Annotated in this window: 23 protein-coding genes, 1 tRNA gene and 1 other RNA gene; 18 read left to right on the forward strand and 7 right to left on the reverse strand. The window is 61.6% G+C overall.

Annotated features, from left to right (window positions below; genetic code table 11):
• Positions 1–37: 37 nt before the first annotated feature.
• The 3 genes from EH165_RS01905 to EH165_RS01915 form a co-directional block, all read right to left on the reverse strand.
• Complete coding sequence (locus EH165_RS01905; protein ID WP_206426055.1) at positions 38–1,021, reverse strand: alpha/beta hydrolase family protein; 984 nt, start codon at positions 1,019–1,021, stop codon at positions 38–40.
• Entirely contained in the window at positions 915–2,351 is a 1,437-nt protein-coding gene (locus tag EH165_RS01910; protein ID WP_124797790.1) for a TPM domain-containing protein, read from the reverse strand. Before EH165_RS01910 ends, EH165_RS01905 begins: the two co-directional genes overlap by 107 nt.
• Positions 2,352–2,416: 65 nt before the next feature.
• Entirely contained in the window at positions 2,417–3,628 is a 1,212-nt protein-coding gene (locus EH165_RS01915) for an alpha-hydroxy acid oxidase (protein WP_124797791.1), read from the reverse strand.
• A 152-nt stretch (positions 3,629–3,780) separates the two neighbouring features.
• On the opposite strand from EH165_RS01915, the gene EH165_RS01920 reads away from it, so the two are divergent.
• On the forward strand, positions 3,781–5,712 hold the full coding sequence (locus tag EH165_RS01920) for a sensor domain-containing diguanylate cyclase (RefSeq protein WP_124797792.1): 1,932 nt from the start codon (positions 3,781–3,783) through the stop codon (positions 5,710–5,712).
• Positions 5,713–5,800: 88 nt separating this feature from the next.
• Here the strand turns inward: EH165_RS01920 and EH165_RS01925 are convergent.
• Positions 5,801–5,888 (reverse strand) — tRNA-Ser (locus tag EH165_RS01925).
• 111 nt (positions 5,889–5,999) lie between these two features.
• On the opposite strand from EH165_RS01925, the gene EH165_RS01930 reads away from it, so the two are divergent.
• The 6 genes from EH165_RS01930 (at position 6,000) to EH165_RS01955 (ending at position 11,634) form a co-directional block, all read left to right on the forward strand.
• Positions 6,000–7,136 (forward strand): phosphotransferase, encoded by a 1,137-nt coding sequence (locus EH165_RS01930; RefSeq protein WP_164479076.1) that lies wholly within the window; start codon positions 6,000–6,002, stop codon positions 7,134–7,136.
• Positions 7,133–7,552: an aminotransferase class III-fold pyridoxal phosphate-dependent enzyme gene (locus tag EH165_RS01935; protein ID WP_164479077.1), complete on the forward strand. Its 420-nt coding sequence runs from the start codon at positions 7,133–7,135 to the stop codon at positions 7,550–7,552. The genes EH165_RS01930 and EH165_RS01935 overlap by 4 nt, the downstream gene beginning before the upstream one ends.
• 68 nt (positions 7,553–7,620) lie before the next feature.
• Positions 7,621–8,298 carry an aminotransferase class III-fold pyridoxal phosphate-dependent enzyme gene (locus tag EH165_RS01940; RefSeq protein ID WP_277870541.1) on the forward strand — a complete coding sequence of 226 codons (678 nt, stop codon included), beginning with the start codon at positions 7,621–7,623 and terminating at the stop codon, positions 8,296–8,298.
• Positions 8,299–8,381: 83 nt separating this feature from the next.
• A complete protein-coding gene (locus EH165_RS01945) occupies positions 8,382–8,729 on the forward strand; it encodes a cytoplasmic protein (protein ID WP_124797796.1) in 348 nt (115 codons plus the stop codon).
• 137 nt (positions 8,730–8,866) lie between these two features.
• Positions 8,867–8,964: signal recognition particle sRNA small type (ffs, locus tag EH165_RS01950), an RNA gene on the forward strand.
• Positions 8,965–9,015: 51 nt separating this feature from the next.
• Complete coding sequence (locus tag EH165_RS01955; protein ID WP_124797797.1) at positions 9,016–11,634, forward strand: DNA polymerase III subunit gamma and tau; 2,619 nt, start codon at positions 9,016–9,018, stop codon at positions 11,632–11,634.
• A gap of 96 nt (positions 11,635–11,730) precedes the next feature.
• Here the strand turns inward: EH165_RS01955 and EH165_RS01960 are convergent, their stop codons facing one another.
• Entirely contained in the window at positions 11,731–12,360 is a 630-nt protein-coding gene (locus tag EH165_RS01960) for an MBL fold metallo-hydrolase (RefSeq protein WP_124797798.1), read from the reverse strand.
• 195 nt (positions 12,361–12,555) lie between these two features.
• On the opposite strand from EH165_RS01960, the gene EH165_RS01965 reads away from it, so the two are divergent.
• On the forward strand, positions 12,556–13,200 hold the full coding sequence (locus EH165_RS01965) for a hypothetical protein (RefSeq protein ID WP_124797799.1): 645 nt from the start codon (positions 12,556–12,558) through the stop codon (positions 13,198–13,200).
• 101 nt (positions 13,201–13,301) lie between these two features.
• Here the strand turns inward: EH165_RS01965 and glyA are convergent, their stop codons facing one another.
• Positions 13,302–14,624 carry a serine hydroxymethyltransferase gene (gene glyA, locus EH165_RS01970; RefSeq protein WP_124797800.1) on the reverse strand — a complete coding sequence of 441 codons (1,323 nt, stop codon included), beginning with the start codon at positions 14,622–14,624 and terminating at the stop codon, positions 13,302–13,304.
• 417 nt (positions 14,625–15,041) lie between these two features.
• Here glyA and EH165_RS01975 point away from each other — a divergent pair, with 417 nt between their 5' ends.
• The 5 genes from EH165_RS01975 (at position 15,042) to EH165_RS01995 (ending at position 21,288) form a co-directional block, all read left to right on the forward strand.
• A complete protein-coding gene (locus tag EH165_RS01975; protein ID WP_124797801.1) occupies positions 15,042–16,823 on the forward strand; it encodes an ABC transporter substrate-binding protein in 1,782 nt (593 codons plus the stop codon).
• Positions 16,824–17,088: 265 nt separating this feature from the next.
• The gene (locus tag EH165_RS01980) at positions 17,089–18,099 is read left to right on the forward strand and encodes an ABC transporter permease (RefSeq protein ID WP_124797802.1); all 1,011 of its coding nucleotides are present in this window, start codon (positions 17,089–17,091) and stop codon (positions 18,097–18,099) included.
• 10 nt (positions 18,100–18,109) lie between these two features.
• Positions 18,110–19,048, forward strand: a complete 939-nt coding sequence (locus EH165_RS01985) for an ABC transporter permease (protein ID WP_124797803.1) — start codon at positions 18,110–18,112, stop codon at positions 19,046–19,048.
• Positions 19,049–19,054: 6 nt separating this feature from the next.
• Positions 19,055–20,083 (forward strand): ABC transporter ATP-binding protein, encoded by a 1,029-nt coding sequence (locus EH165_RS01990; protein ID WP_124797804.1) that lies wholly within the window; start codon positions 19,055–19,057, stop codon positions 20,081–20,083.
• On the forward strand, positions 20,080–21,288 hold the full coding sequence (locus EH165_RS01995) for an ABC transporter ATP-binding protein (protein WP_124797805.1): 1,209 nt from the start codon (positions 20,080–20,082) through the stop codon (positions 21,286–21,288). Before EH165_RS01990 ends, EH165_RS01995 begins: the two co-directional genes overlap by 4 nt.
• A gap of 15 nt (positions 21,289–21,303) precedes the next feature.
• On the opposite strand, the gene EH165_RS02000 is transcribed toward EH165_RS01995, so the two are convergent.
• Positions 21,304–22,095, reverse strand: a complete 792-nt coding sequence (locus EH165_RS02000; protein ID WP_206426056.1) for an N-acetylmuramoyl-L-alanine amidase — start codon at positions 22,093–22,095, stop codon at positions 21,304–21,306.
• Here EH165_RS02000 and EH165_RS15615 point away from each other — a divergent pair.
• From EH165_RS15615 to EH165_RS02020, 5 genes are all read left to right on the forward strand, one after another.
• A complete protein-coding gene (locus tag EH165_RS15615) occupies positions 22,073–22,528 on the forward strand; it encodes a hypothetical protein (protein ID WP_206426057.1) in 456 nt (151 codons plus the stop codon). The two genes, EH165_RS02000 and EH165_RS15615, sit on opposite strands and share 23 nt — an antisense overlap.
• Before the next feature lie 72 nt (positions 22,529–22,600).
• Complete coding sequence (locus EH165_RS02005) at positions 22,601–22,951, forward strand: YbaB/EbfC family nucleoid-associated protein (RefSeq protein WP_124797807.1); 351 nt, start codon at positions 22,601–22,603, stop codon at positions 22,949–22,951.
• 8 nt (positions 22,952–22,959) lie between these two features.
• A complete protein-coding gene (recR, locus tag EH165_RS02010; RefSeq protein ID WP_124797808.1) occupies positions 22,960–23,559 on the forward strand; it encodes a recombination mediator RecR in 600 nt (199 codons plus the stop codon).
• Positions 23,560–23,641: 82 nt separating this feature from the next.
• Positions 23,642–24,211 (forward strand): uridine kinase family protein, encoded by a 570-nt coding sequence (locus tag EH165_RS02015; protein WP_206426058.1) that lies wholly within the window; start codon positions 23,642–23,644, stop codon positions 24,209–24,211.
• Positions 24,212–24,351: 140 nt separating this feature from the next.
• The gene (locus EH165_RS02020) at positions 24,352–25,989 is read left to right on the forward strand and encodes a TerD family protein (protein WP_124797809.1); all 1,638 of its coding nucleotides are present in this window, start codon (positions 24,352–24,354) and stop codon (positions 25,987–25,989) included.
• Positions 25,990–26,000 lie beyond the last annotated feature (11 nt).

Here is a 26,000-nt window from a genome sequence, read left to right on the forward strand (position 1 = left end):
TACTGTGCCCGATTGAGCCGATCTTGATCGTCTTCGATCAGAATGCAGCCAGTAGTTCCACGCATGCCCGCCAGGCCGCCGAGTCGATATCGATGAGCGCGAAGTGATTGCCGTCGACCGTGGTCAAAGTGGCGTTATCCCCGGCCAACACGGCGGAGGCGACGTACGTCTGGCTTTGCTCGTAGGGGACGACCCCGTCATCGCGAGAGTGGACGCACCGGACCGGAACTCCGATCGGAACCATTTCTAGGGGATCCGCGGCGCGGTACCGCTCCGGGTACCGGCTCGGTGAGCCGCCCACCAGGCCGGCCACCGCGCCGCCGCCGAGGCCGAGCTTGTCTGCCGTCGTGAGATCCAGAACTCCAGCCTGCGAAACTACGCCCGCGACGGCAACTTTCGGCTGCGCACCAGGTTGGCCCACTGGCAGCGTGTGCCTGCCCGCCGCCCAGACGGCAAGTTGACCGCCAGCGGAGTGCCCGATGACGAGCACTTTTCCGCGCGGCACATCCTGCATGCTTGCAAGGAGGTCGATTCCTTCTGCAACGTCGGCGAAAATGTTCGGCCACTCGCCGCCATTACCATTGCGCCGATATTCCAAGTTCCAGCAGGTATAGCCGCGGGCCTGGAGATCGAGCGCGAGGGGTGCGCCCAAATCCAGTCCGTAACTTGAGAACCAGTAGCCGCCATGGATGATCACCACCAGGGTGTTCGAACCCGCGCAGCGGTAGAGGTCACCGAATTGGGATGCGTCGACGCCGTAGGCGAGGCGCTCCGCAGGGGCAGCATCAGGCGCAGCTCGATTCACAGTCGTGGCAGCACCGTCGCAAGAGGTCATAGCGGCGGCGCTCAGGGCTGACAAACCTGCCAGGAGATTCCTGCGGGAGAGGCCCATCATGCGAGTGCGCTTCCCGCCACTAAAAACCCCGACTACCGCCGCCACTGTGACCGCCGCCTCCGCTGAAGCCGCGACTGCCACCCCCGCCCCCACCAAAGCCGCCGCCGCCGCTTCGACTACCGCCACTGCCCAACATTCCTCCGAGGATGCCGCCGAGCACTGCGCCTCCGAAGCTGCCGCTTCCGCGGCTCCGTGCGGATCCCGACCAGCCGCCGTAGCCGCCGCCCATCCAGCCGCCGCTGCCGTGGGAGTTATCGTCGTCATCCCACTGGGAGTTGCGACGACGAGCTTCTGCTTCGGCTTTGGCTTTCGCCTTCGACAGTTCCGCGCGCCGCGCTGTTTCGAGTTCTGCCAATCTGGAATCGATTTCGGAACGCTTGGCCCATATCTGTTTGCTGATGGTCGTCAACTGGGCCAAGCCGTCAGCGATCGGTAGCTGGTTCTCGAGGACCTGGGGCAGCAGTTGAGCGAGTTGGTTTTCCAGTGGTGCGATGTCCAGTGGTGAGAACCCGGGTTGGTCGATGAGCCCGCCTTGATTGGTGCCGACGGCTATTGCCATTTGACGAGCGGCAGAGATCTCTGACTGCCACTGTTCCCGCCACCCAGAATCCTGTCGCAGCAGCGAGAGTCGATTAGCGATGGAGCCCATCTTGAGCGACAGTGTGGCAAATAACTGCTTCTCGGCGTTGTGGTTGGTGCCAGCTTCGGAAACCTCCACCGCACTGCGGCTTTCGCGTGCTGCGAGCGCGACATCGATGTCATTGAGGTCCGATTGCAGTGATTGCTGCGCCGCCCCCGGCGGCACCGTGCCCATCAATACGGTGAGTTGGTCGACTTTTTGTCGCAAGTCCACCATCGCGAGTTGATTTTGCGCGATGACAGATCGCTCCAGCTCCTTAGCCACGGCGGCAGCCCGTCGCCGCTTGATGAGTTTGACGAACATGTATACGAGGATCAGCGCGCCCAGCGCCAGCAAGACCCACAGCCAAGTATAAGAAGTCTTGACGGTGGATGCGACTTTGTCGACACCCGCGAGAAGGCCTGCGCCCCAAGCGCTGGAACTGAATTCGTTGCCCATGGCGTCGCCGATGGCAGTCTCCGCGGAGCCAACTTTGCTCTCGGCCGCGCTGCCGTAGAAGACGGCAAGCCGGCGACTTTGAACGTCGACAGCCAAGATGACGGAATTGCTGAGCCAGTCGGTGCCGCCCCAGCCACCTTTTTCCTTCAAGGCAACAAGCTGCTTTTTGAGGTCGGTCGATCCACCGTTGAGCGTGACCACTACAACGTTGACCTTGTCAATCTGCGCCGCCGCCGATTGGATGGCTGCCGATTCGCTGGCGCTGAGAACTCCAGCGTTGTCGGTCAGGGTCACAGACGCCAAAGCCGTCCCGACCACCAGGGACAACCACAACAAGGTTGCAATGAGCGCAGCGCCGAGCCTGCTGAAAGTCTTCATACCGGGTGACTTTAGTGCCACCAACTTTGCAGCTTCGGAGCCAGCCTTAAAACTGCTCGGAGCGGCTAGGGCAGTCTGACATGTTGTGGGCCGAGATCGGAGATCTTGTTGACGCCCAGTAGTTGCATGGTGCGGGTGATTTCCTTGGTGAGAATCTCGGCGGCCCTATCAACCCCGCGCTCGCCGCCCGCCATCAGGCCGTACAGGTACGCGCGTCCGATCATCGTGTGGTTGGCGCCCAAAGCAATAGCGGCGACAATATCGGCGCCGCTCATGATGCCAGTATCAACGCATATCTCAGCCCTGCCACCGATCGCTTCGGCCACATCGGGAACCAAGCGCAACGGAACGGGTGCGCGATCAAGCTGACGACCGCCGTGGTTTGACAGCACAATTGCGTCGGCGCCCGCGTCGACTACCCGCTTGGCGTCCTCGACGGTCTGGATCCCCTTGACGATGAGGGGCCCGTCCCAAAAGGAACGGATCCAGTCGAGGTCCTTGACCGTCATGGTCGGGTCGAAGAGCTTGTCCAGCAGTTCGCCGATAGTGCCGCTCCAAGAGCTCAGGGACGCAAAAGTCAATGGGGCTGTGGTGAGCAGATTGATCCACCAGGCCGGATGGATTGCTGCTTCCGCAACCGTCTTGACCGTCAGCTGGGGTGGGATCGAGAACCCGTTGCGGGCATCGCGAAGGCGAGCTCCGGCCACCGGGACGTCGACCGTCAGAATAAGCGCTTCGTAGCCCGCGGCTTTGGCTCGCAGCATCAAGTCCTCGCCCGCAGCGCGATCCTTCCAGACGTAGAGCTGAAACCATTTGCGGGCGTGTGGTCCCGATGTGGCGACGTCTTCGATAGAGGTAGTGCCCATGGTGGAGAGGGCGTACGGAATATTGCGGCGTTCGGCGACGCGAACTACGGCGCTTTCGCCCTCGTGGTTCATCAACCGGGTGAACCCGGTGGGCGCGAAGGCGAAAGGCTGGCTCGCGGGCTTACCGAGGATGGAGGTGGTGGTGTCGACCTGAGAGACGTCATGCAGGATCGACGGACGAAACTCCAGATCGCCGAAGAGCTCTCGCGACCGACGGATGGTTATTTCACCTTCGGCGGCGCCGTCCGTGTAGTCGAAAACGGACCCGGGCGTGCGTTTTTTTGCCGCTGTCCGGAGGTCATTAATGGTCAGCGCCTTGCTGAGACGACGCTTGGTCCCGTTCAGTTCAATGGGTTTGGCTTTGATCAGCGGCTTGAACTCGGACCATTTGGGAATTTGGCGCTTTGTCATCGGAGTCTCCAGCGAAGGTGGTGTGGTCAGACCACAGTAGCTGGTGTGGTCTGACCACACCAGCAAAAGCGAAAAAGAACAAAAGATTCTGTGACTTTGCCCTGCCCGATATGCTTTCCGGGGGGAGAGGGAGATAAGTCCGAGGTGGGCACGTGATCGCAATCTCTGCGCGGCTAGAACTGCGCCGGGCCATCCTGCAATGGTGTGCGGCTGCCCTTGCTTGCGTGTATCTGATTGCGATTGCTGCTCGTCTGTTTTGGCTCAACATGTCGCATACCACTGTCACCGCCCTACTGGCAGGAGTGAGCGCTCTGGCATTGGGCTCGCTTTTTTGGTACGTCGTCGCGCATCAGCGAACCGCCAACGTGGAAGTGGTTGCAGTCGTCCTCGTGCTGATTCCTGCCGCAGATTCGTTGCTTGGCATCCTCCTGACGCGAGAAATCACCGAAACCGCAATCCTGCTGTTGGTGATTCTCGGCGCCGGTGCGGTGACCACCACCCTGCGATCCATGTCCACGGTGGCGGGCAGCACCGTCGCGTTATGGGCAGTGGTGGTGTTTGTCGGGAACTTGGGCCAGGGATCGGAACGACTCAATTACGCCTTGTTGATGGTGGGCGCCGCTGGGATGTCGTTCTTGATCTTTTTGATCAGAGCCGGCGCTGAGCGGGACCTGGTCGCTGCAGCTTCTCAGGCCCAGCTTCAAGTAGCCAGGCTCGAAGCCGCCGCGACAGCCAATGCGGAGGCGGAGAGGCGGTACCGAAAAATCTTTATGGGCAGCCCCGTGGCGATGGCTCTTGCAGACGAAAACGGTCACTTTATCGAAGTGAACCCCGCACTGTGCGCACTGCTCGCTCGCGATCGGATCGAGCTGATCGGGCGATCTTCACGCCCGTTCACGCATCTCGACGACCTTCCGATTCACCATTCCATGTCCGATCGAATGCGGGACGCCGGTGACGGCGGCGTCGTTCGGGTGGAGAAGCGTTACGTACGACCGAGCGGCGAGATCCGATGGGCGTGGCTCTCAATTTCGGCGGCTCGCGGGCCCAGGGGTCAGACGTGGACTCTCATGCATGCCGAGGACGTCACAGACCGGAAAGAAACTGAGGAAGCCCTCCGGAGATCGCAGCTGATCGTCGCGTCAGCAGGCCACATCGCACGCAACGTGCAGAGCGGCAAGGATATGCACGCGGTGATCGTTGCCGCCGTGCAACATGTGTCCGGCGCAGACATCGTGTTGCTCCTCGAGCCGGCGGACGGAGGCGACTTTAGAGTTGCCGGAAATATCGGGATAGAGCCCGCCCAGAAGGTTCTCTCCCCGCCGTGCTCGCATCTGCGAAAGACGTGGGCCAATGGACAACCAGCTTTCGCCAATCGCCCAACCGCGGATGAGTCTGTTTCCGCCCCGTGGACGCTATATCCGCAACTGCAGACCATCCTGTGGGAGCCGATTGTGGACCAAGGCACCGTGATCTCGTTGATGATGGTGGGATTCTGCCGGCGAATTGAGCGGCTCGACGATTGGTCGGTTACCGCTGCGCGCGGGCTGTCGGCAGAAGCGGCATCGGCACTTACGGCTACTCGGATGCGGTTGGAGCTGGAGGTAATGGCGCAGACAGACCCTCTGACGGGGCTGGCAAACCGACGGGGCTGGACCTTGCGATTACAGGAATTGGCCGCGCGCGTGCCACGCGTCGAGGTCACTATTGGGTTGATAGATTTCGACAACTTTAAGAAGTACAACGACACGTTCGGCCACGAGCAAGGCGACCTGTTGCTTCAAGATTTTGCCAGGCGAGCGCGTGCGTGCCTAAGGTCCGAGGATGTGATCGCTCGCTGGGGCGGTGAGGAGTTTGTGGTCGCGTTGTCCGCCGCGGAAGGCCGGAGCGAGGTTGCAGTATTTCAACAGCTTCGGGCTGCGATGAGCGACGGCCAAACGTGCTCAATCGGCTACGCGCAGATGGGGGTCGACGAAACACCCGCCCACTGCGTACGGCGCGCAGACGAAACCCTCTACCTCGCCAAACGCTCCGGACGCGATCAAGTGGTGGGGGCTGAGCTTCTCCCCGCCCGCAGCACCTGAACGAGAGGCTGTTGAAACCGCGGCATGGTGGAAAAGAACTTTTGCCCCTGACCCGGCGCAAAAGCGCAGATCAGGGGCAAAAGCTCCGTGGCGGAGGATAGGGGATTCGAACCCCTGAGGGAGTTACCCCAACACGCTTTCCAAGCGTGCGCCATAGGCCACTAGGCGAATCCTCCGCTCGGAAGTCTACCGGGTGCGGCAGGGTGCTTTGCACCGCTGGAGCCGCCGAGGTGGCGCCAGCGGAGCGGGTGAGGATGTCGATCCGAAGCAGTCAACGGGAGGTTGGTATGGCAGACGAGACGAATGTGCTCCGGGAACCGCGACCGGTGATGCGGCCTGGTGCAGCGGCAGATTTACTGCTTTCCGCTTATGGCGAATGCGGCATCGACGTGCGGGAGCTGGGCGGCGAGCGCGACCGAAACTTCATGCTGCGCTTGGTTTCCGGCGGGTGTGTGGTGTTGAAGATTTCCAACTCGGCGGAAAGTCGCGCGGTGCTGGAAATGGAAAACGCGGCCATGGCTCACGTAGCTCGAGTAGATCCCGAACTCCCGATCCCGCACGTGTGCGATGCGCTTGACGGGGAGAAGATAGTGAGCTTTTGCGCCGACGACGGACGGACGCACATGGCGCGGTTGATAACGGTGGTGCCGGGACAGCACCTCCAAGGCAGCACTATTAGCGCAGACCTGGCAAGTCGGATCGGACAGTGCTGCGCTCGGATTCAGGTGGCGCTGCAGGGCTTCTTTCATCCTGCGGCTGGCCGGACTCACGACTGGGATGTTCGGGAGTGCGGTTCGTTGGCGGTGCGCAGCGCACTCATTACGGATGGAGATCGAAAGCGCCTGGTGGTACGAGCATTTGACCGGATCAAGCCCGCTCTTTCGCAACTTCCCGCACTTCCGGCCCACATTCAGCACAACGATGTGACGCTCACCAACATTCTGACCAGCGATGATCAGATCTCGGGGCTCATAGATTTTGGAGATATCCAACACACGGCAGCGGTATGCGACCTCGCCGCGTCTTTAACCTCGGTTTTGCGGAGCGTGCACCACCAGAGCTGGAATCAGATTGTTTGTGTGGCAGCAGGTTTCATCGATGGCTATCAGCGCGTGCGGCCGATGGAGCCGGCCGAAGCCGTCGTCATCGGTGAATTGCTGATCGCCAGACTGCTTACCACCGTGATGATTTCAGCAAAGCGCAGTCTCGACCATGGCGAGAACGTCGACTACATCGAACAATATGATGACGCTAGTTGGGCACTGCTTGAGCAGTTAATGGCTATCGAACCTGGTGCCATGCAGCAACTGTGGGCGCGGCTTTGCGGGACATCCAGGGTGTCGCAACAACTCCCGGATGTGGCGGCTCGTCGGGCCAAATCTATGGGGGGTCGCTCGCACCGCTCTCCTATGCCCAACCATTGACACTGGTTCGCGGGGAGGGGGTCTGGCTGTATGACGACCATGGAAACCGTTACCTCGACGGATACAACAACGTGCCGGTGCTCGGGCATGCCCATCCCGCGGTGGCGCAAGCGATCGGGCGACAGCAGGCGCTACTGAACGTCAACACCCGATACCTGCACCCGAATGTCGTGGAACTCGCCGAGCGGCTGATCGCCACGATGCCACCGGGTCTGGACACCTGCATATTCGTCAACTCGGGTACCGAGGCCGTGGACCTGGCATGGCGGATGGCAACAGAGTTCACCGGCTACACCGGAGCCATCATCACCGACTGGTCGTATCACGGCATATCCGCTGCCGTGAGCGACTTCTCGTCCAATGACTGGCCCGCAGGCTTCTCGCCCGGGCATGTGGCCACCTTCGCCCCCAGTTAGACCCCAGTGTCGCAGTCACCGAAGCGATCGCCGAGTTGGCAAGTCGCGGACACATGCCAGCGTTACTGATGGTGGACCCCATGCTCACCAGCGCAGGCATTGTGGATCTCCCCGATGGTTACCTGCAAGAGTTGGCAGCAGAAGTTCGAGCTTCGGGCGGACTGTTCCTCGCCGACGAGGTGCAGTCGGGTTTTGGCCGCAGTGGCCCCACTCTGTGGCGGTTCGCCGCTAGTGGCGTGGTTCCGGACTTGGTGACACTCGGTAAGCCGATGGGGAACGGCTATCCGGTGGCCGCCGTTATCACCAGGCGGGAGATCGCCGATCGTTTCGCCCGTCGGCAGGAGTACTTCTCCACCTTCGCCGGAAGTGCCGTGTCGGCTGCCGCCGCACTGACGGTGCTGGACATCTTGGAGCTTGCCTCAATACCGCAGCAGGCAGTGCAAGTTGGAAACTACCTTCGAGAATCCCTGCACGCAATCAATTCTCCCGCTATTCGACAGGTACGGGGAGCTGGGCTACTCGCCGGAATTGAACTAACGGGTGATGCTGAGATGGCGGATCGGGTGGTGGAGCGGTTGAAGATCGCCGGGGTGTTGATCGGGACAACCGGGCGCGCGGGCAACGTCTTGAAGGTTCGCCCGCCGCTGATCTGGACTGCCCCGAACGTGGACTTCTTCGTGAACCGGCTCCGGGCCGCGCTGGCCGCAGAGGCGAGCCTCGGCACGTTCCACAACTTCGAAACGTGAATTGTTCTTCCAGCAGCGGGGAGCTCCTCGGAAAACCACTTCTGGCCCTATCCGCTTCAGCTTTAGGGGAGTAGGTTCCCCACATGAACGCCGATCCGGTGTCGACCAATCCCCACCTCTACTCCGTGCTGTTCGAAAACGAGCGTGTCCGCGTTCTTGAATACCGTGATCAGCCGGGGGAGCGGAGCGTGCCGCACGCGCATCCCGATTCGGTGATGATCACGCTGAGCACGTTCGACCGCCGGCTGCACTCGGGTGAGCACAGCGTGGATGTAACCATCCCTGCTGAAACGGCTCGATGGGTGGGCGCTCAGAGCCACAGCGGTGAGAACACGGGGTCTACCCAGACTCACGTGATTTTTGTCGAGCTGAAGGAACCGCGAGTCTCGGCGCCACTGGCACAAACCCTGCTCGGCCCGACTGCTTCGTAGCAAGCGGGCACCGGGGGCGCCGCGGTGAGTGCGCTGGCGTCACTCGTTCTTGTGCCGGCTTGGTTCTCGGCTGCCACCCGGTTACTCGGACACCCGGTTTCTCGAATCTCGCGTGCTGCTGCATGTCAGTTATGCTTATCCCGGACCCCCGCGGCGTCCATCTCCTTAACTCCCCAGGGCCGGAAGGCAGCAAGGGTCCGGGAGCTCTGACGGGTGCGGGGGTCCCCTTGTATCTGCCCAGAGGTGCATTCCACCTCTGTCGGTGCGACCACGTAACCTTCGGGACGTGGCTCTAGCGCTCTATCGCAAATACCGTCCGGCAACTTTCTCCGAGGTTGTCGGTCAGGAGCACGTCACTGAACCGCTGCGCACCGCGTTGGCCGCTGGCCGAATCAACCACGCCTATCTATTTTCGGGCCCGCGTGGATGCGGCAAAACCTCTAGTGCGCGCATCATGGCCCGATCCCTTAATTGTGTTGAAGGCCCGACGCCAGATCCGTGTGGGGTGTGTAACTCGTGCGTCGCTCTCGCTCCGGAGGGTCCCGGTTCACTTGACGTTGTCGAGCTTGATGCCGCCAGCCACGGCGGGGTTGACGACACCCGCGATCTGCGTGACAGAGCCTTCTACATGCCCGCGGAGTCCCGGTACCGCGTATTCATCATCGACGAGGCCCACATGGTCTCGACCCAGGGGTTCAACGCGCTACTCAAAATCGTCGAGGAGCCACCCGAGCACCTCGTTTTCATCTTTGCGACCACGGAGCCGGACAAGGTGATGACGACCATCAGGTCGCGGACGCATCACTATCCTTTTCGGTTGATTCCGCCCGCTACGCTGCGAAAATTGCTGGAAAAGCTCTGCCATGAAGAAGATGTCACCGTTGAAGCGGCGGTTTTCCCTTTGGTGATCCGGGCAGGTGGCGGGTCCGCTCGTGATTCGCTGTCCATCCTTGACCAGCTCCTGGCTGGCGCTGGGCCCGGCGGGGTCACCTATGCCAGCGCTGTCGCGCTCCTCGGCGTCACAGACTCAGCACTGCTCGACGAGATGGTCGATGCGTTTGCTGCTGGCGATGGTGCGTCAGTTTTCGGCGCGGTCGACAAGGTGGTCGAGGCGGGACATGATCCCCGTCGATTTGCTGCCGACCTGCTGCAACGGCTACGCGATCTGGTGATTATCGCAGCGGTGCCCGACGCTGGCGAGAAGGGCCTGATCGATGCTCCCGCAGACCAGATTGTCGCGATGTACGGCCAGTCGGAACGGCTCGGCGCCTCGACGCTGACCCGGTTGGCAGACGTGCTGCACACCGGGCTCGTCGATATGCGAGGGACCACCTCACCGCGGTTAGTACTCGAGTTGATGTGCGCCCGCATGCTGCTGCCGGCTACTGCCACCGGTGAGGGCGCCATGCTGCAACGTATCGAACGGCTGGAGCGCTCGCTGGCATCCGGGGTGGTGCCTGCTGGCCTTGCGCTGGGTGCTGGCGAACAGGCGCCTCCGGGCGCGGTTGATTCCGGTTCCGGTACTGGTGTCGGATCCGAGGAGAGCCGTTCGACGAGCTCGGGCAACGTCGATGGCGCTGCAGGACGCAGCAAGCCCGCGTATCGGCGCCCGTCCCTCCGATCCGAGAGTGGTCGCGGCAGTGTGGCTGACACGACCGCAGTTGTGCCGACCGCAGTTGTGCCGACCGCAGTTGTGCCGACCGCAGTTGTGCCGACCGCAGTTGTGCCGACCGCAGTTGTGCCGACTGCCTCGCACACTGAACCTCAAGCGGCTGTGGAGGTAGTTTCCTCGGACTCGGCTGCGAGTGCAGTGACGGAGAGCGGTGGCGAAGAAAGGGTTACTGCTGGACCTGACGATCTGCCCAGCCTGCTTTCGCCCAACCTCGATCCTCCTGGTGGGGCGGCCGGGGCGCGTCCGGAACCTGCACCAGTACCGGCACAGTCTGCGCCGGATGCGTCTCAACGTCCGACTCAGAGCCCCGCCGTGAGAGCCTTGGGCTTGCCGGCGCGTCCCGTGCTGTCAAGCTCGGCGAAGACCCCGGCTGCGCCAGCGGTACTAGAGGACCCCGGTGCGCTGTCACCGGTCAGCTCGCTTGCTGCGACGTTAGCGCCCCAACCGGCGCCCACACCTGCACCAGCAGTGCCTCCTGCTTCGACTTCTGCTCGTGGGCTGGCCTCACCGCTCCCGCCCCTAGCGACAACTGCCTCAAGTGGCGCCGAAGAGTGGCCAGCACCTCCGGAACCTCCTCTGGATGAGGAATACGACGACATCCCCGTGGACCCCGGCTCTGCTTCGCGGACGCGCATCGCCCCCGGGGTTAGCTCGCCACCAGTGGCAGCGACACCCCAGGCGCCGGCGTTACGACCATCGCCAGAACCGGATGTCTTGATAAAAGTATCCGCGGCCGGTGAGCCAGCGGCGCACTCGTCACCGGGGGCGCGCGCTGCCGATGCACTGGGCGTCACCGATGTGCGACGGCTCTGGAAAGAAATTCTCGCAGCGGTCCAAAAGCGTCGTCGAACGACGCAGATCCTGCTCGAGGGCACCACCGTGATTGACGTGAAGAACAGAGTTCTCTACCTGACGATGCCGTCACCGGGGATGGCACGTCGAGTGGTCGAATCAGCAAACGCGGAACTTTTACGAGAAGCCTTACGAGAAGTGATGAACGTCGATTGGACGATCCGATGCGATGCCGCGGGCGACGCCCCGCCGTCACGGCCGGCGACTTCGTCGATGTCGAACCAGACTGAATCCGCCGCAAGGGCAGAGGAGGACGACACCCCCGACGACTACGATGCCTCTAGGCCAGATCCGGCGGGTCGCTCTGCCCCGCGCGACCCTGAAGAAGTGGCAATTGAGCTACTGACCCAGCACCTTGGCGCCACACCCATCGCCGAGTAGCCCGCGCAAGTCGGGTGGACGCCTCAAGTCGGGTGGACGCCTCAAGTCGGGTGGACGCTCCCACCAGCGAAGCACTCGAAAGTGAAACCGGGGACGCTAGTGCCCCCGAACAATCCAGTCCTCGAGCGATGGGGCTTCTTCGCCGATCGTGGTGGAGTCGCCGTGGCCGGGATGCACCACCGTGTCCGACGGCAATCCCAGTAGCTTCGACGAGATCGACTCCACGATGGTGGGGAAATCGCTAAATGAGCGCCCAGTTGCGCCGGGACCGCCTTTGAACAACGTGTCGCCGGAGAAAACTGTCTTGAGTTCGGGTACATAAAAACAGACCGCACCGGGCGCGTGGCCGGGCGTGTGTAGAACCCGAATCTCGGTTCCAGCGACGTCAATCACTTGGCCGTCGGCCAGATCGTCGTCGGGTCGCCGATCCGGGTGCGCCATGCTCCACAGCGGCGCATCGGCAGGATGCAGCCAAATGGGAGCGCTACAGGCATCTGCCAATGCTGGTGCTGCATCGACGTGATCGTTGTGTCCGTGGGTGCACAGAATCGCCAGCAGCCGTCGCGAGCCGATCGCAGCGGCAATCGCGGTGGCGTCGTGAGCTGCATCGATGACGACGACTTCTTGGTCGTCTCCGATGATGTAGACGTTGTTGTCGACGTCCCAGGTGCCGCCGTCGAGGCTGAATGTGCCTGAGGTAACTAGCTTTTCGATCTGTGCGCTCATGTAACCGCTCCCGAGTAGTGTGCGTGTGCCGCTAGTTTTCCACGTTTAGGTCTGTGACCGCGAGGCAGGTGCGCCTGAGCCGCGGCAGCCTCGACGCCTTTTCGCCGATTGTGCTGCGGCGTGGGCAGGATTTGCTTCATAATCACCACAACGAGTTGCCTGGAAATCCAGGCACGGAGGGCAAGGTTGCACGTCATGCGAAAAATGGTCTTTCTGCTGTTCCTGGGGTTATGCGCACTCGCCGGGTGCGCAGGAGTCGAGGTGGGACGTGCCAGCCCCGATGCAGCAGGTGTAGCTTTCGCGTCGTCGAATGCCAGCGCAAGCGCCAAAGTCCTAGCGGACACGACGGCGCCGGAGAGTGCAACGAGCGTGGCCACGACCGCCGAATCGATGCCGGGTGGCTCCGAGGGCCCCAAAACAGCGCCGCCCCCGTCAAGCACCTCTGCCGAAAGTGCGGCGCCGGAGTCAAGCGGAAGTCAATCTTCCCCTGGCCAGGTGGTCACGGGCCTCGACGGCAAGATCCTGATCGATGGCGTCGAGTTCTTTGATTACTACGATGGCACTTATCTGCGCTGGGCTAGCGACGCTGAGTTCACCTGCGACGATAAGCAGACTTCGGGTTGCTGGGGCATCATCGCGTTCTCCGCGGGAGGCTGCAGCGGAGGGGTTCGGGTCGACCTGTCGATTGTCGACGAGAAGCAGAAAGCCCTGGGTGACGCCTCGGGAGTATCCACGGCGATACCTGCAAATTCCCAGGCGCTCATTGTTATCGGGGACCCCACTGGATATCAGGGCGATCCGGAAGCTGACGTCAAGAGCGCCGCCTGCGTAGCGCCCTAGCGATCCCGCTTATAACTCGGACCTTCTAGCAAATAAACACCTCAGACGCCCAAGCGCCCGCAACCCAGAGTCAGGGTTGCGGGCGCTTGGGTGGGAACGACTTACAGATTCTCGTATAAGGGCCGGCTTGCCGCAAGAGCTGAAACTCGTTCGCGTAGCGAAGCTTTCAGTTCTGCGTCGAGTTCGCCCACCGGTGCGATCAGTGCCAGCGCGATGATGTCGGCAACTTCAACAAAGTCGGCGTCATCGAACCCGCGGGTGGCCAGTGCCGGTGTGCCGATGCGCAACCCCGAGGTCACCATCGGCGGCCGCGGGTCGAACGGAACAGCGTTGCGGTTGACGGTGATGCCCACCTCGTGCAACCTGTCTTCTGCGGCTTGGCCATCCAGCTCGGAATGGCGAAGGTCGGCCAACACCAGGTGGACCTCGGTGCCGCCGGTCAACACGGAGACTCCCGCTGCTGCAACGTCGGCCTGTGTGAGACGCTCGGCGAGCACCGCAGCGCCCCGAACCGTACGCTGGGCGCGTTCGATAAATGCCGGGTCGGCCGCCATCTTGAAAGCGACCGCCTTTGCGGCGATCACGTGCTCCAACGGTCCGCCCTGCTGCCCCGGGAACACCGCCGAATTGAATTTCTTCGCCAGCGCCGCGTCATTGGTCATAATGACTCCACCGCGCGGTCCGCCCAGCGTCTTGTGTGTCGTGGTGGTGGTGACGTGCGCGTGCGGGATAGGACTGGGGTGCAGGCCAGCCGCGACAAGCCCGGCGAAGTGAGCCATGTCCACCATCAGGTAGGCGCCAACGGAGTCGGCGATGGTGCGGAATCGCTGGAAATCAAGGTGACGAGGGTAGGCAGACCAACCGGCGATGATGAGTTTCGGCTTGTGTTCGAGCGCCAAGCGCGCCACCTCATCCATGTCAATGCGGTGGTCTTCTTTGGACACCTCGTAAGCGACAACGTTGTAGAGCAGGCCCGAGAAGTTGATCCGCATACCGTGGGTGAGGTGCCCGCCATGAGCCAACGACAGCCCCAGGATGGTGTCGCCCGGCTTGATGAGAGCCTGCATTGCGGCGGCGTTCGCCTGTGCTCCCGAGTGCGGTTGAACGTTGGCGAATTCGGCGCCGAAGAGCGCTTTGATGCGCTCGATCGCCAACGTCTCGATGACGTCGACATATTCGCAGCCGCCATAGTAGCGGCGTCCGGGGTAGCCCTCCGCGTACTTGTTCGTCAGTACGCTTCCTTGTGCTTGCATCGCAGCGACGGGCGCGAAGTTCTCCGAGGCGATCATTTCCAGCGTGTTCTGCTGCCGGGCAAGCTCCAGCCCGATGAGTTCAGCGACCTCGGGATCGGCCTCGGCCAAAGAAGCGTTCAGACCTGGCCACGCCGTGGCTGGCAAGTGAGTTTCTACCCCGTTGTACGTCATCGAGTTGTGTCTCCTCATAGGTGGCGCTGTGGCGAGCGCGCGAATGGCGATGCGTCATCACGGTCCTGGTGTTTCACCGTGGCCCGCTATGAGTACACGGTAGTGACGTTTCGCTCCTGACGTGCAGTCGGGATCGGTCAAGTAGGAGTTCGAGGACTCTTTCTCCGAAGATTCGAGGCAATTGCGAAGGTCTGGGATTGGTAACGATCCGCAGTTTTGGCTGCGCTCAGACTGCAACGCCTACTAGCGTCCCCCAGACGTGCTCTACGTCTCACCCTGCCGCTCACCACGCATTGCTCACAGTCGGTACCGGAAAGAACCGCCTGAAGATCGTGGTCGCAAAGGTGTGGGCGTGTCGGTGATCGAGCCGGTTGCAACCCCGGTTGATCAGTAAGAACCAACGAGAGGAATTCCCGCGTGAAGCTCTATCGACTGCTTTCGGCAGCGACGGTGGCCACCTTGGCCGTGTCGCTGTCCTCCTGTGCGTCATCTCAACGGGACTCAGCCAGCAGTGGCAACACCACTGCCGCCAGCCCCGAAGCCAGCTCCAGCGCGGCCCCATCCTCAGATGCAGGTTCCAGCGAAGCTCCCAGTGCGTCCTCAAGTGCCAGCAGCGACGGCGGCGCAGGTGATGGGACATTTATCTTCGGCAGCGCTGGCGCCCCCAGCATGTTCGACCCCCTGTACGCGACAGACGGCCAGACTTTTATCGTCACGCGTCAGATGACGGAGGGATTGCTCGGCTTTAAGCCGGGTACCACGGAGTCCGAGCCTGCGCTTGCCGAATCCTGGACGTCGACCCCTGACGGCCTTTCGTGGACCTTCAAGATCCGCCAGGGTGTCACGTTCTCCGATGGTGAGAAGCTCGACGCAGAGGCTGTTTGCTACAACATCGAGCGCATGTACACCCAGACCGGCGCTGGCGCCACGCAGGCCCAGTACTGGTCGGACACTCTCGGCGGGTTTAAGGACCAGAAGGCCGAGGACGGCACAGCCATTCCTTCCTTGTACAAGTCTTGTTCGGCGAGCGATCCGGCAACGGTCGTGATAGATCTGAATAGCTTTACCTCCAAATTTCCATCCATTCTGGGTTTACCGGCCTTCTCTATTCAGTCGCCAAAGGCCCTGAAGCAGTACAACGCCAACGACGTCAAAGCCGAGGGTGACTCGTTCTCCTACCCGGAGTACGCCTTGAAGCACCCGACGGGCACAGGCCCGTTCACCTTCACCAAGTACGACAGTGCAAACCAGACCGTCGAGCTGACGCGCAATGAGAATTACTGGGGCGAGAAGGCCAAGTCAAAGACGCTGATCTTCAAGATCATTGCTGACGAAGCTGCACGCAAACAGGAGTTCGACGCTGGCACGATCGATGGATACGACACTCCAAGTTCCGGAGACTGGGATGCGCTCACAGCTGCGGGTGCGCAGGTTCTCGTACGGCCGGCTTTCAATATTTTGTACCTGGGCTTTAATCCGACCAATAACCCGGCCTTGAAGGACCTCAAGGTTCGTCAAGCCCTTTCCTACGCACTGAATCGACCTGACTTCGTAAGCAGCCAGCTGCCTAACGGTGCGAAGGTAGCCCTTAACTTCTACCCGGACACCATTGAAGGCTGGACCCCGGACGTGGAGAAGTACGAGTACGACCCGGCGAAGGCCAAGGCATTGCTGAAGGAAGCTGGGCAGGAAGCTCTGACCGTTAACTTTTGGTGGCCGACCGAAGTGACGCGCCCGTACATGCCGAACCCGAGCGCAGTGTTCCAAGCATTTAAAGCTGATCTTGAAGCCGTGGGTGTCAAAGTCAACGAGACCTCCAAACCGTGGAACGGCGGGTACCTCGACGGTGTTGAAGCTCAAAGTGCAGATTTGTTCCTGCTCGGTTGGACAGGCGACTACGCGACCCCGGACAACTTCATCGGAACGTTCTTCACGAAGGCAAAGAATCGGTTTGGAACGGCTGACTATCCCTGGGGCACCACACTTTCAAACGAGCTGATCGCAGCGGACGCCGAGGCCGACACCCCCAAGCGGGTAGCGATGTACGCCGACATCGACAAGAAGCTGATGAGTGACTACCTCCCAGCCCTGCCGATTTCGCATTCGCCGCCTGCTCTCGTGGTTGCCGGCAACGTCAAGGGCATGGTTGCCAGCCCGTTGACCGACGAGCACTTCTCCACCGTCTACAAGACCTCGTAGTTCCACCACGGGTGCGGCGGGCTCGTTGACGCTGCAGCACCCGGGGCTAACTTCGAAGAGGCCGGCGGCGACCACTACGGTGGCCGCCGGCCCCTCGGTCCGCAGTCCATGAACGCGTGTGGGCTGTAGGTCTCAAGACCAGGAGGAAGTGGGTGCGGAAAACGATGGATTGGTATCGGGTAGAGAGGCTTCTGGCTGCTGCTCGGCAGCAGCTGAGGCAGCAGGGCCCGAGCCGGTGGCGCAGCAACGGGGGTGTTGGTAGCCCATGCTGAGGTTTACCGTGCGCAGGCTCGGCCAGATGGTGCTGGTGCTGTTCATTTTGTCGTTATTGCTCTTCATGTGGCTCCGCGCACTTCCCGGGGGCCTCGCCTCATCTATCTGCGGAGAGCGTTGTACGCCCGAGAAAGTGGCCAACCTGAACAAGGTGCTGGGGCTGGACCAGCCGATCCTCGTGCAGTACGGGAAGTTTTTGGGCCGTGCTGCTCAAGGTAATTTCGGCACATCCGCCAAGGTAATACCGGGTAAGCCCGCCCTTGATGTGTTCTTGGAAAGATTCCCTGCCACCATTGAATTGGCTTTCGGCGCCCTCTTATTCGCTATCGTGATTGGCATCCCGCTGGGCTATCTCGCGGCCCAACGCAAGGGTGGCGTCTTCGACAACCTTGGCGTCATCGGCACTTTGGTGGGTATTGCGGTGCCAGTCTTCTTCCTGGCTTACCTGCTCAAATACATCTTTGCGGTCAAGATGGGGTGGCTTCCGCCCTCTGGCAGGCAGGACCCCACCATGAACGCCACCCGCGTCACCGGGTTCTTCTTTCTTGACGGGCTACTGACAAGGGAGTGGGACGCCGCGTTGGATTCTCTGCGGCATCTGATTTTGCCGTCAATCGCATTGGGCACCATCCCGCTCGCTGTCATCTTCCGGATTACCCGCTCGTCTGTGCTCGATGTGCTCGGCGAGGACTACGTGCGGACTGCGCAGGCCAAGGGCCTAGCCACACAGGTAATCCGCCGCCGCCACGTGCTGCGCAACGCGCTTCTCCCGGTGGTCACCACCATCGGACTACAAACCGGCGGCCTTCTCGCTGGTGCCGTGCTGACCGAAACCGTCTTTGCCTACCCGGGTATCGGCGCAGCGCTCGCCCAATCTTTCCGCGAGAAGGACTACCCCGTCTTGCAAGTCGTGATCCTCGCCGCTGCCGCCACCTACGTCATCATTAACTTGATTGTCGACTTGTCTTATGCCCTGATCGATCCGCGAATCCGGACCAGGTAGGGGGAGAAGCATGATTGGAACCGCCCGCAAAGGGCGCATTGATGCACTTGCCGAAAGCCGCAACACCAAGGACGAAGGTGGCGTCAGCCTTCTCGTCGATGCCTGGCGGCGGTTGAAAACATCTCCCGTGTTCTGGGTCGGACTTGTCATCATCGTCGCGTTTATTTTGTTGGCGCTCTTTGCCAACTTGATTGCGACCCAAGACCCAGCCGCACAGTTGTTGCGCAGTCAGGTGAGCGTCGCCAAAAACCGTCTCGCACCCTCGCAGCCCGGGTATCCCTGGGGGAGCGACTTTCTCGGCCGTGACTTCTTTTCCCGGATGGTGTTGGGAAGCAGGCAAACGCTGGTAGTCGGTGTTGCAGCAACACTGCTCGGCTTGACGGGTGGCCTCATCCTGGGCGTGCTTGCCGGGGCATTCGGTGGCTGGATAGACACTCTCGTGATGCGCATCGTCGACGTCATGTTGTCGATTCCCTCACTGCTGCTGGCGATTTCGATTGCGATCCTGTTCACCAGCCCGAACCAACTCTCGGTCATCATCGCGGTGTCGGTGGTCCAGATTCCTGTGTTTGCTCGGTTGTTGCGCGGCCAGATGTTAGCTCAACGCAATTCCGATCACGTACTGGCCGCGACCGCTTTGGGCGTCAAACGCGGACCAATCGTGTTCCGACATATGCTGCCTAACTCGTTGTCGCCGGTGATCGTGCAGTCGACCATTGTGGTGGCTACCTCGATCATCGACGCCGCGGCATTATCCTTCCTGGGGCTCGGATCTCAAGATGCATCAGCCCCTGAATGGGGACAGATGCTCGGCGAAGCCCAACTGAAGATCGATTACCAGCCGCACTTGGCCTTTGTCCCCGCCGTGGCCATCATCATTGTGGCCTTGGGCTTCACCCTGCTCGGTGAGTCCATGCGCGAAGCCCTCGACCCGAAGAACAGGAGGTAGGCGAACATGGCGTTGCTCACGGTTTCCGACCTCACAGTGAAATTCACCCAACGTGGTGCGCCCCCCTTCACCGCCGTAGACGGCGTCAGCTTCTGCGTGGAACCCGGTAAAACCGTGGGGCTCGTCGGCGAATCTGGCAGCGGCAAATCCGTCACATCCCTTGCCATCATGCGTCTTTTGGGAACCCGCGGGGTCCTAGTCTCCGGCAGCGTGGAATTTGAAGGCACCGACCTGCTGGCACTGCCGCTGGGTCAAATGCGCGATCGTCGTGGCCGCGATCTAGGGATGATTTTTCAGGACCCCCTGAGCTCGTTGAATCCGGTAATCCCCATCGGCATCCAGGTGAGCGAGGTGCTGGAGCGCCACCGCAAGTTAAAGCGTTCCGCAGCTATGAAGAAGGCACGTGAGCTGCTTGACCAAGTCGGGATTCCCGACCCCACCAGGCGCTTGAAGGAATACCCGCACCAACTTTCCGGGGGTATGCGCCAGCGCGCGCTGATTGCCATGGCTCTTGCGTGCGAGCCGCGACTGTTGATCGCTGATGAGCCCACGACCGCACTGGATGTCACCATCCAGGCGCAGATTCTGGCGCTACTAAAAAACCTGGTGACCGAATCCGGTACGGCTCTGATCATGATCACGCATGATCTGGGTGTGGTGGCCGGTCTGTGTGATGAGGTCAATGTGATGTACGGCGGCCGGATCGTCGAGAGAGCTGAACGGCACGAACTTTTCGCCCGCCCGCGGCATCCCTACACCCACGGTTTGCTCGAGTCGATTCCTCGGTTGGATGCCCTGCCAGGAGAGCGGCTCCGCCCTATTGCAGGATCCATGTCGGATAACATTCCCTGGGTTGGTGGGTGCGCTTTTGCACCCCGTTGTCGCAACGAAATCGCCACGTGTCGCACTGATTCGCCTGCTTTGATGCAAGCCCCGAAAGCTGACACGAGCCATCTACTCAGGTGTTTCAACCCTGTCCTTGACAGTCATCAAGTGGCCCCGCTGGGCGCCGAGAGCGAAGGGGCGAGCACATGAGCACGCCGACCGGAACCGAAGCAGCGGCGACAGAATCGGACCAGCGGGCTCACTCCTCTGGGGGCACAAAAGTGACCGCGGGCGAGGTCCTCTTGGATGTGCAAGATCTCAAGGTGCATTTTCCCATCAAACGGGGAGTTATCTTCGACCGGACGGTCGGATACGTGTATGCCGTCGATGGCGTCAATATGACGGTCCACAAGGGGGAGACCTACGGACTGGTGGGCGAATCCGGCTGCGGTAAGTCCACCCTCGGGCGCGGAATCCTGCGACTGTCCGAGCCGACATCTGGCAGCGTGATGTTCGACGGCGTCGACATCGCATCGCTGAAAGGCGAAGAGCTGCGCAAAATGCGTCGCCGGATGCAGATGGTCTTTCAAGACCCACTGGGGTCACTCGATCCACGGCAATCGGTGCAATCGACGTTGGTCGAGGGGATGCAAGCCCACGGTCTCGCGGGCGACCGGTCGCAAACCGGAAAGCGGTTGCGGGAGTTACTCTCGGCCGTCGGTCTGGCAGAATCTGCGCTTCGCAAGTACCCGCACGAGTTCTCCGGTGGCCAGCGTCAGCGGATCGGGATTGCGCGGGCGCTTACGGTAAACCCGGATCTGATCGTTGCCGACGAACCCGTTTCGGCGCTGGACGTTTCGGTTCAAGCGCAGGTGGTGAACCTGCTTAACGATCTCCAGGAATCGTTGGGTCTGACATACATTGTCATCGCCCATGATCTCGCGGTGGTCAAACACATTTCTGATCGAGTGGGCGTCATGTATCTCGGCGGGATTGTCGAAGAGGCACCCTCGGTCGACCTGTACGCACAACCGCTGCACCCGTACACCATTGCGTTGATGTCGGCAGTTCCCGTGCCAGACCCCATCGTGGAGGACAATCGTGAGCAAATCCTGCTCACGGGAGACCTCCCATCGCCGGCGAATCCGCCGTCGGGTTGTCGGTTCCACACTCGTTGCCCTTGGCGTCAGCCGACCAAATGCGATACCGACCGGCCTGTGTTGGTGGAACTTCGTCCGGGACACAAGGTGGCGTGCCACTACGCCGAAGACATTGCGGCTGGCAGAATTTCACCTAGCGCTTCGATGAATTCGGCAGAAATCGGGGACGACGACCTGCTTGCGCAGCGGATTTCGGATGAAGTCCTCAAAGCTCGGGAGACGTCCTCGTCACCGTTCGAAAACTTCGGCGCCTAAATAGCTGACGATTTCCTAGTGTGCGGCTAGGTAAGCCAGAACCCCATTGCCGATGCCGGTGGCGAATTGCTGACGGCCCTCGGCGGACTTCATCAACGCGGAATCCTTGGAGTCTCGCATGTTGCCCATCTCCAACATGACAGTCGGACGCACCGACAGGTTCAACCCCGCGAGGTCGCTGCGCTTCCAGAGACCGTTAGAGCCAAGGTAGTTGGCCGGCGAGGAGCCGTTATTCACTAACGCATCGCGCACGGTGCCAGCAAGGTTGAGGGAAAGCGCGGCCATATCGCTCCCGGCCGGCGCTCGCTCGGACGTCATTACGTAGAAGCCGCGGTCGCCCTCGCTGGAGCCGTCACCGTGGATGGAAATCACGGCGTCGGCCTTGGCGTCATTGCCCTTGGCGGCGCGAACGTTGACGCAGGGGCCTACTCCGTCATCGGAGCTCCTCGTCATGACGACGGTCACGCCCTGCGCTTCCAGCTGAGCCTTCAGCGAGTTCGCCACTGACCAGGTGAAAGAGTGCTCGGCGTACCCGTCGTTGGTTTGGGTGCCCGTGGTGTTGCAGGGTTTGGTTTCACCGAAGCCAGCATCGACCAGGGCATTGATCGTGCTGGGGTTGGCTCCGTTGGCGCCATTGTGCCCAGGGTCGATCAGGACAACCTTGCCGGAAACCTGACCATTCGCCACTGGGGTCGCTGGCGTCGAAATGGGCGGCGGCGCCTCGGGGGTCTTGGAGGGCGCGGGTGTTGGCTTCGGGGGAGCTGGCGGCGCGGCAGGTGCGGGAGTGACGGTGGTGGTGGTCGTCACGGTCGTAGTCGTGGGCGGCGCCTCTGAGGTGACGGGCACAGGAACAGGCGCCGGTACTGGTACTTGTTCCGTGGAGGGTTCCGCGGTGCTCGCGCCGGTGTCCGCACTCGCGCTCAATGCGGGGGCTGTCACACGGGTTGCGGAAGCCGGACTCGGTGCGCTCGCCGCACTGCTGGATGCGCTGGTATCTGCCGACAGCGATCCGTCGGACGGGGACGCGACCTGGGTACTTGCCGCACACGCGGAGACAGCGGCGGCGGCAAGCGCCGCGGAAACCACAAGGGACATCAGCGGCATCAGCCTTCTACGAACATGCATGTTTGCAAGAATGCCAGCAAATACAGTCCGCGCTTCGCAGGCTGACCGCCGTGGCACGGCTGAAATCGAACCGAGAGGCCGCCGGCAGCCCGGTTTTGTCGGCTTCCACGCCTAAGGTGGAGGTTCACGGGCTGTAGATAGCCCACCGGCAGTTGTAAGAATTGCGAACAATCAAGGGAGTCACCATATGCAACCGGGCGGATTTGATCTGCAGCAGATCGTGTTGAAGGCACAGCAGATGCAGGACCAGATGGCGAAAGCGCAGCAGCAACTCGCGGCGGCGACAGTAACCGGCACCTCCGGCGGTGGTCTCGTCACGGCCACAGTTACTGGCACAGGGGAGCTGACCGCGTTGAGCATTGACCCGTCGGTGGTGGACCCAACGGACACCGAAACCTTGGCTGATCTGGTGCTCGCTGCGGTCCGCGATGCCAGCCGAGAAGCCCGCGAGCTGACCGAGAAGACCATGGCGCCCGTTACCGGGGGACTCGGCGGTATGGCAGGCGGACTGGGCTTGACCGGCCTGCCGGGAATGTGAGCTGACAAGTGTACGAAGGTCCAGTTCAGGATCTGATCGACGAGCTGGGTAGGTTGCCAGGAATTGGCCCAAAGTCTGCCCAGCGCATCGCTTTTCACATGTTGACCATGGACCCGACAGATTTGACGAGGCTCCAGGTGGCTTTGCAAAGGGTCAAGGACGAGGTGAAGTTCTGCGAACTTTGCGGCAACGTAGCGGCCGACGTACTCTGCCGGATCTGTGCGGACCTGCGCCGTGATCCGTCCGTCATCTGTGTCGTTGAAGAGCCCAAAGACGTTGCTGCCGTAGAACGGACGCGCGAATTCCGCGGGAAATATCACGTCCTGGGTGGCGCCATTTCGCCCATTGACGGAGTGGGGCCAGAGCAATTACGCATCGCGCCGCTACTCAAACGTCTCGCCGATGACGTCGTGACAGAAATCATCATCGCCACCGACCCCAACATGGAGGGCGAGGCGACCGCGACTTACTTGATTCGGTTGCTGCGCTCGTTCCCGGGTTTGGCGGTGACGCGGTTGGCATCTGGTCTACCGGTCGGTGGGGACTTGGAATATGCCGACGAAATCACGCTCGGGAGGGCTTTTTCCGGCCGTACCAATGTCGGCTGATGTGGGGCGTATGTTCCTTCCCCCGCTGTCTGATGATCCGGCTCCTACGCACTCGATAGATCCTCCTGCGAACCACGAAATCGTGAGGGACACAGTGTTTTCACGGTGGTGCGGAGATGTCGCACGACGCACACTGGCGGGCCCGGCATTGCTCGGCGGGACTCGGCTGCTCACTATCGATGGCCCGTCCGGCTCTGGTAAATCGACCATCGCGGCCGAGCTGAGACGGTATTTCGACGACGGTGTGGCGGTGCTACCTACCGACGACTTCGCCACGTGGGCGCACCCCTTTTCATGGTGGCGTCGATTGGAGGCGCAGGTGCTGGATCCGATAGCTTCGATGCGGCAGGTGCACTATCTGGCCAACGACTGGAGCACTGGGATGCCACAGGCAACCATTTCGAAATCTATCGCGCTACCAACAGTTCTCATCTTGGAGGGCGTGTCGGCTGGGCGCCGAGAGGTTTCGACCCGCACCACCATCAGCTGTTGGGTTGAGCTACCCGATCGCGATCTGCGACTGGAGAGGGCAGTGGCACGAGATGGCGAGAGCTCACGGTTGTATTTGCAGCAGTGGCAGCGGGACGAGGATGCGTGGTTTGCAGCTGACGGCACCCGCGACCGAGCTGACATCACGCTGCGGGTGAGTTGACCCGACGCCCCCACTTGGTGGAGCCCGGGTGGGCGCGGGCCTCACGCAAAACCGCCCGCGTGGTTACGGCACTGGATAGAGTGGGACGAGCCTGCTGATGCATGCCGCAGCATCCCGCAAGCAACACACCACCCACGACGATGAGTGAGGCGACTGAGTTGATTTCACCTACTGCCGCAAACCTAGTTAAAGGCCAGAACGCCCCGATTCCCACCGAAACGGTGATGGTGACGGTGAGCCTGCCCGTTGCCGCAGATCTATCGGCCCTGTTGGTGACGAGTAGCGGGAAGGTGCGCTCCGACGATGATTTTATTTTCTATAACCAGCCGAGCGGCCCGGGAGTTACCTGCTTGAAGCCGGAAGGCGGCGCACCTTGGCGGATTAAGGTTGATCTTCCGTCGGTCCCGGCGGATGTCGACACTGTCCGCGTGGTGGTCTCGCTCGATGACGCGACCCAGCGGTTCGGGTCTTTTGCTGCCCCGCAAGCTAGTGTGACCGGCGCGAATACCGCGGAGCTTGCACACTACGAAATCCTTGGTTTGGCAGCGGAGAGCATCGTCGTGGCGCTGGAACTTTATCGCCGCGGCTCTGACTGGAAAGTGCGCGCCGTGGGCCAAGGCTACGCGGGCGGCTTAGCCGATCTGATCAAGGACCATGGAATTTCCGTGGAGGAGTCAGGGTCTGCTGCTGCACCTCCTTCACCTGCACCACCACCAGCTGCAACTCCTGCACCTGCAATGTCAACCCCGCAGGCGCCTTCTTGGCAGCCGCAAAATCCACAATCCACACCCGCCCCCGGCGCCCCATGGCCGAACGTCCCGGCCACGCCGGCGCAGCCTGCAGCGGCGTGGCCACCCCCATCCCAGCAGCAACCATCCCAGCAGCAACCATCCCAGCAGCAGGCAGGTTGGCCGCAGCCTCAGCAGCAGCCCCCAGCTCAGCAGGCAGCCGGGTGGCCGCCCGCTCAGCAGCAGCAACCAGCTCAGCAGCAATCAGCTCAGCAGGCAGCCGGGTGGCCGCCAGCCCAGCAGCAACAACCAGCTCAGCAGCAACCAGCTCAGCAGGCAGCCGGGTGGCCGCCAGCTCAGCAGCAACAACCAGCTCAGCAGCAACAACCAGCCCAGCAGCAGCCGCCGACCCAGCAGCAGCCGCCAGCCCAGCAACCGCCGGCCAGCGGTGGCGAGGTGTCGCTGACGAAAAATAAGCCGGTCAGCCTAGTGAAAGGCCAGCGCGTCACGCTCAAGAAAGACGGGGGAGTCAGCCTCACCGTCATTCGGATGGGACTGGGATGGGATCCGCTGCAGCAAAAGCGCGGCATGTTCGGCAACCGCGATGTCGCGATCGATCTGGATGCGTCAGCGGTCGTCTTTGCCGACAAGCAGCCAGCCGACATCGTTTTCTACAACAACCTCCGCAGCGCCGACGGTTCCATCATGCACAACGGCGATAACAGGACGGGGGAGGGCGATGGCGATGACGAGACGATGATCGTTGATCTCACTCGCGTGCCTGCCCACATAAGCACCATCTTTTTCATTGTCACCTCCTACGAGGGCCAGACCTTCGAGCAAGTACAGAACGCGTTCTGTCGCTTGATTGACCACACCAGCGGCGCCGAGTTGGCGCGGTACACGCTGGCCGGCGGGATGCCGTTTACCGGGATGGTGATGGCCAAGGTGTACCGACAGGGCAGCGATTGGAAGTTGCAAGCTATCGGTGAGGGTGTGGCAGCGCGTTCGCCTAACCAGTCCCTCGAAGCCCTTGCCCGCTTCCTGTAACCGCGCTGGTG

The organism is Nakamurella antarctica (assembly GCF_003860405.1).
GTDB lineage: Bacteria > Actinomycetota > Actinomycetes > Mycobacteriales > Nakamurellaceae > Nakamurella > Nakamurella antarctica.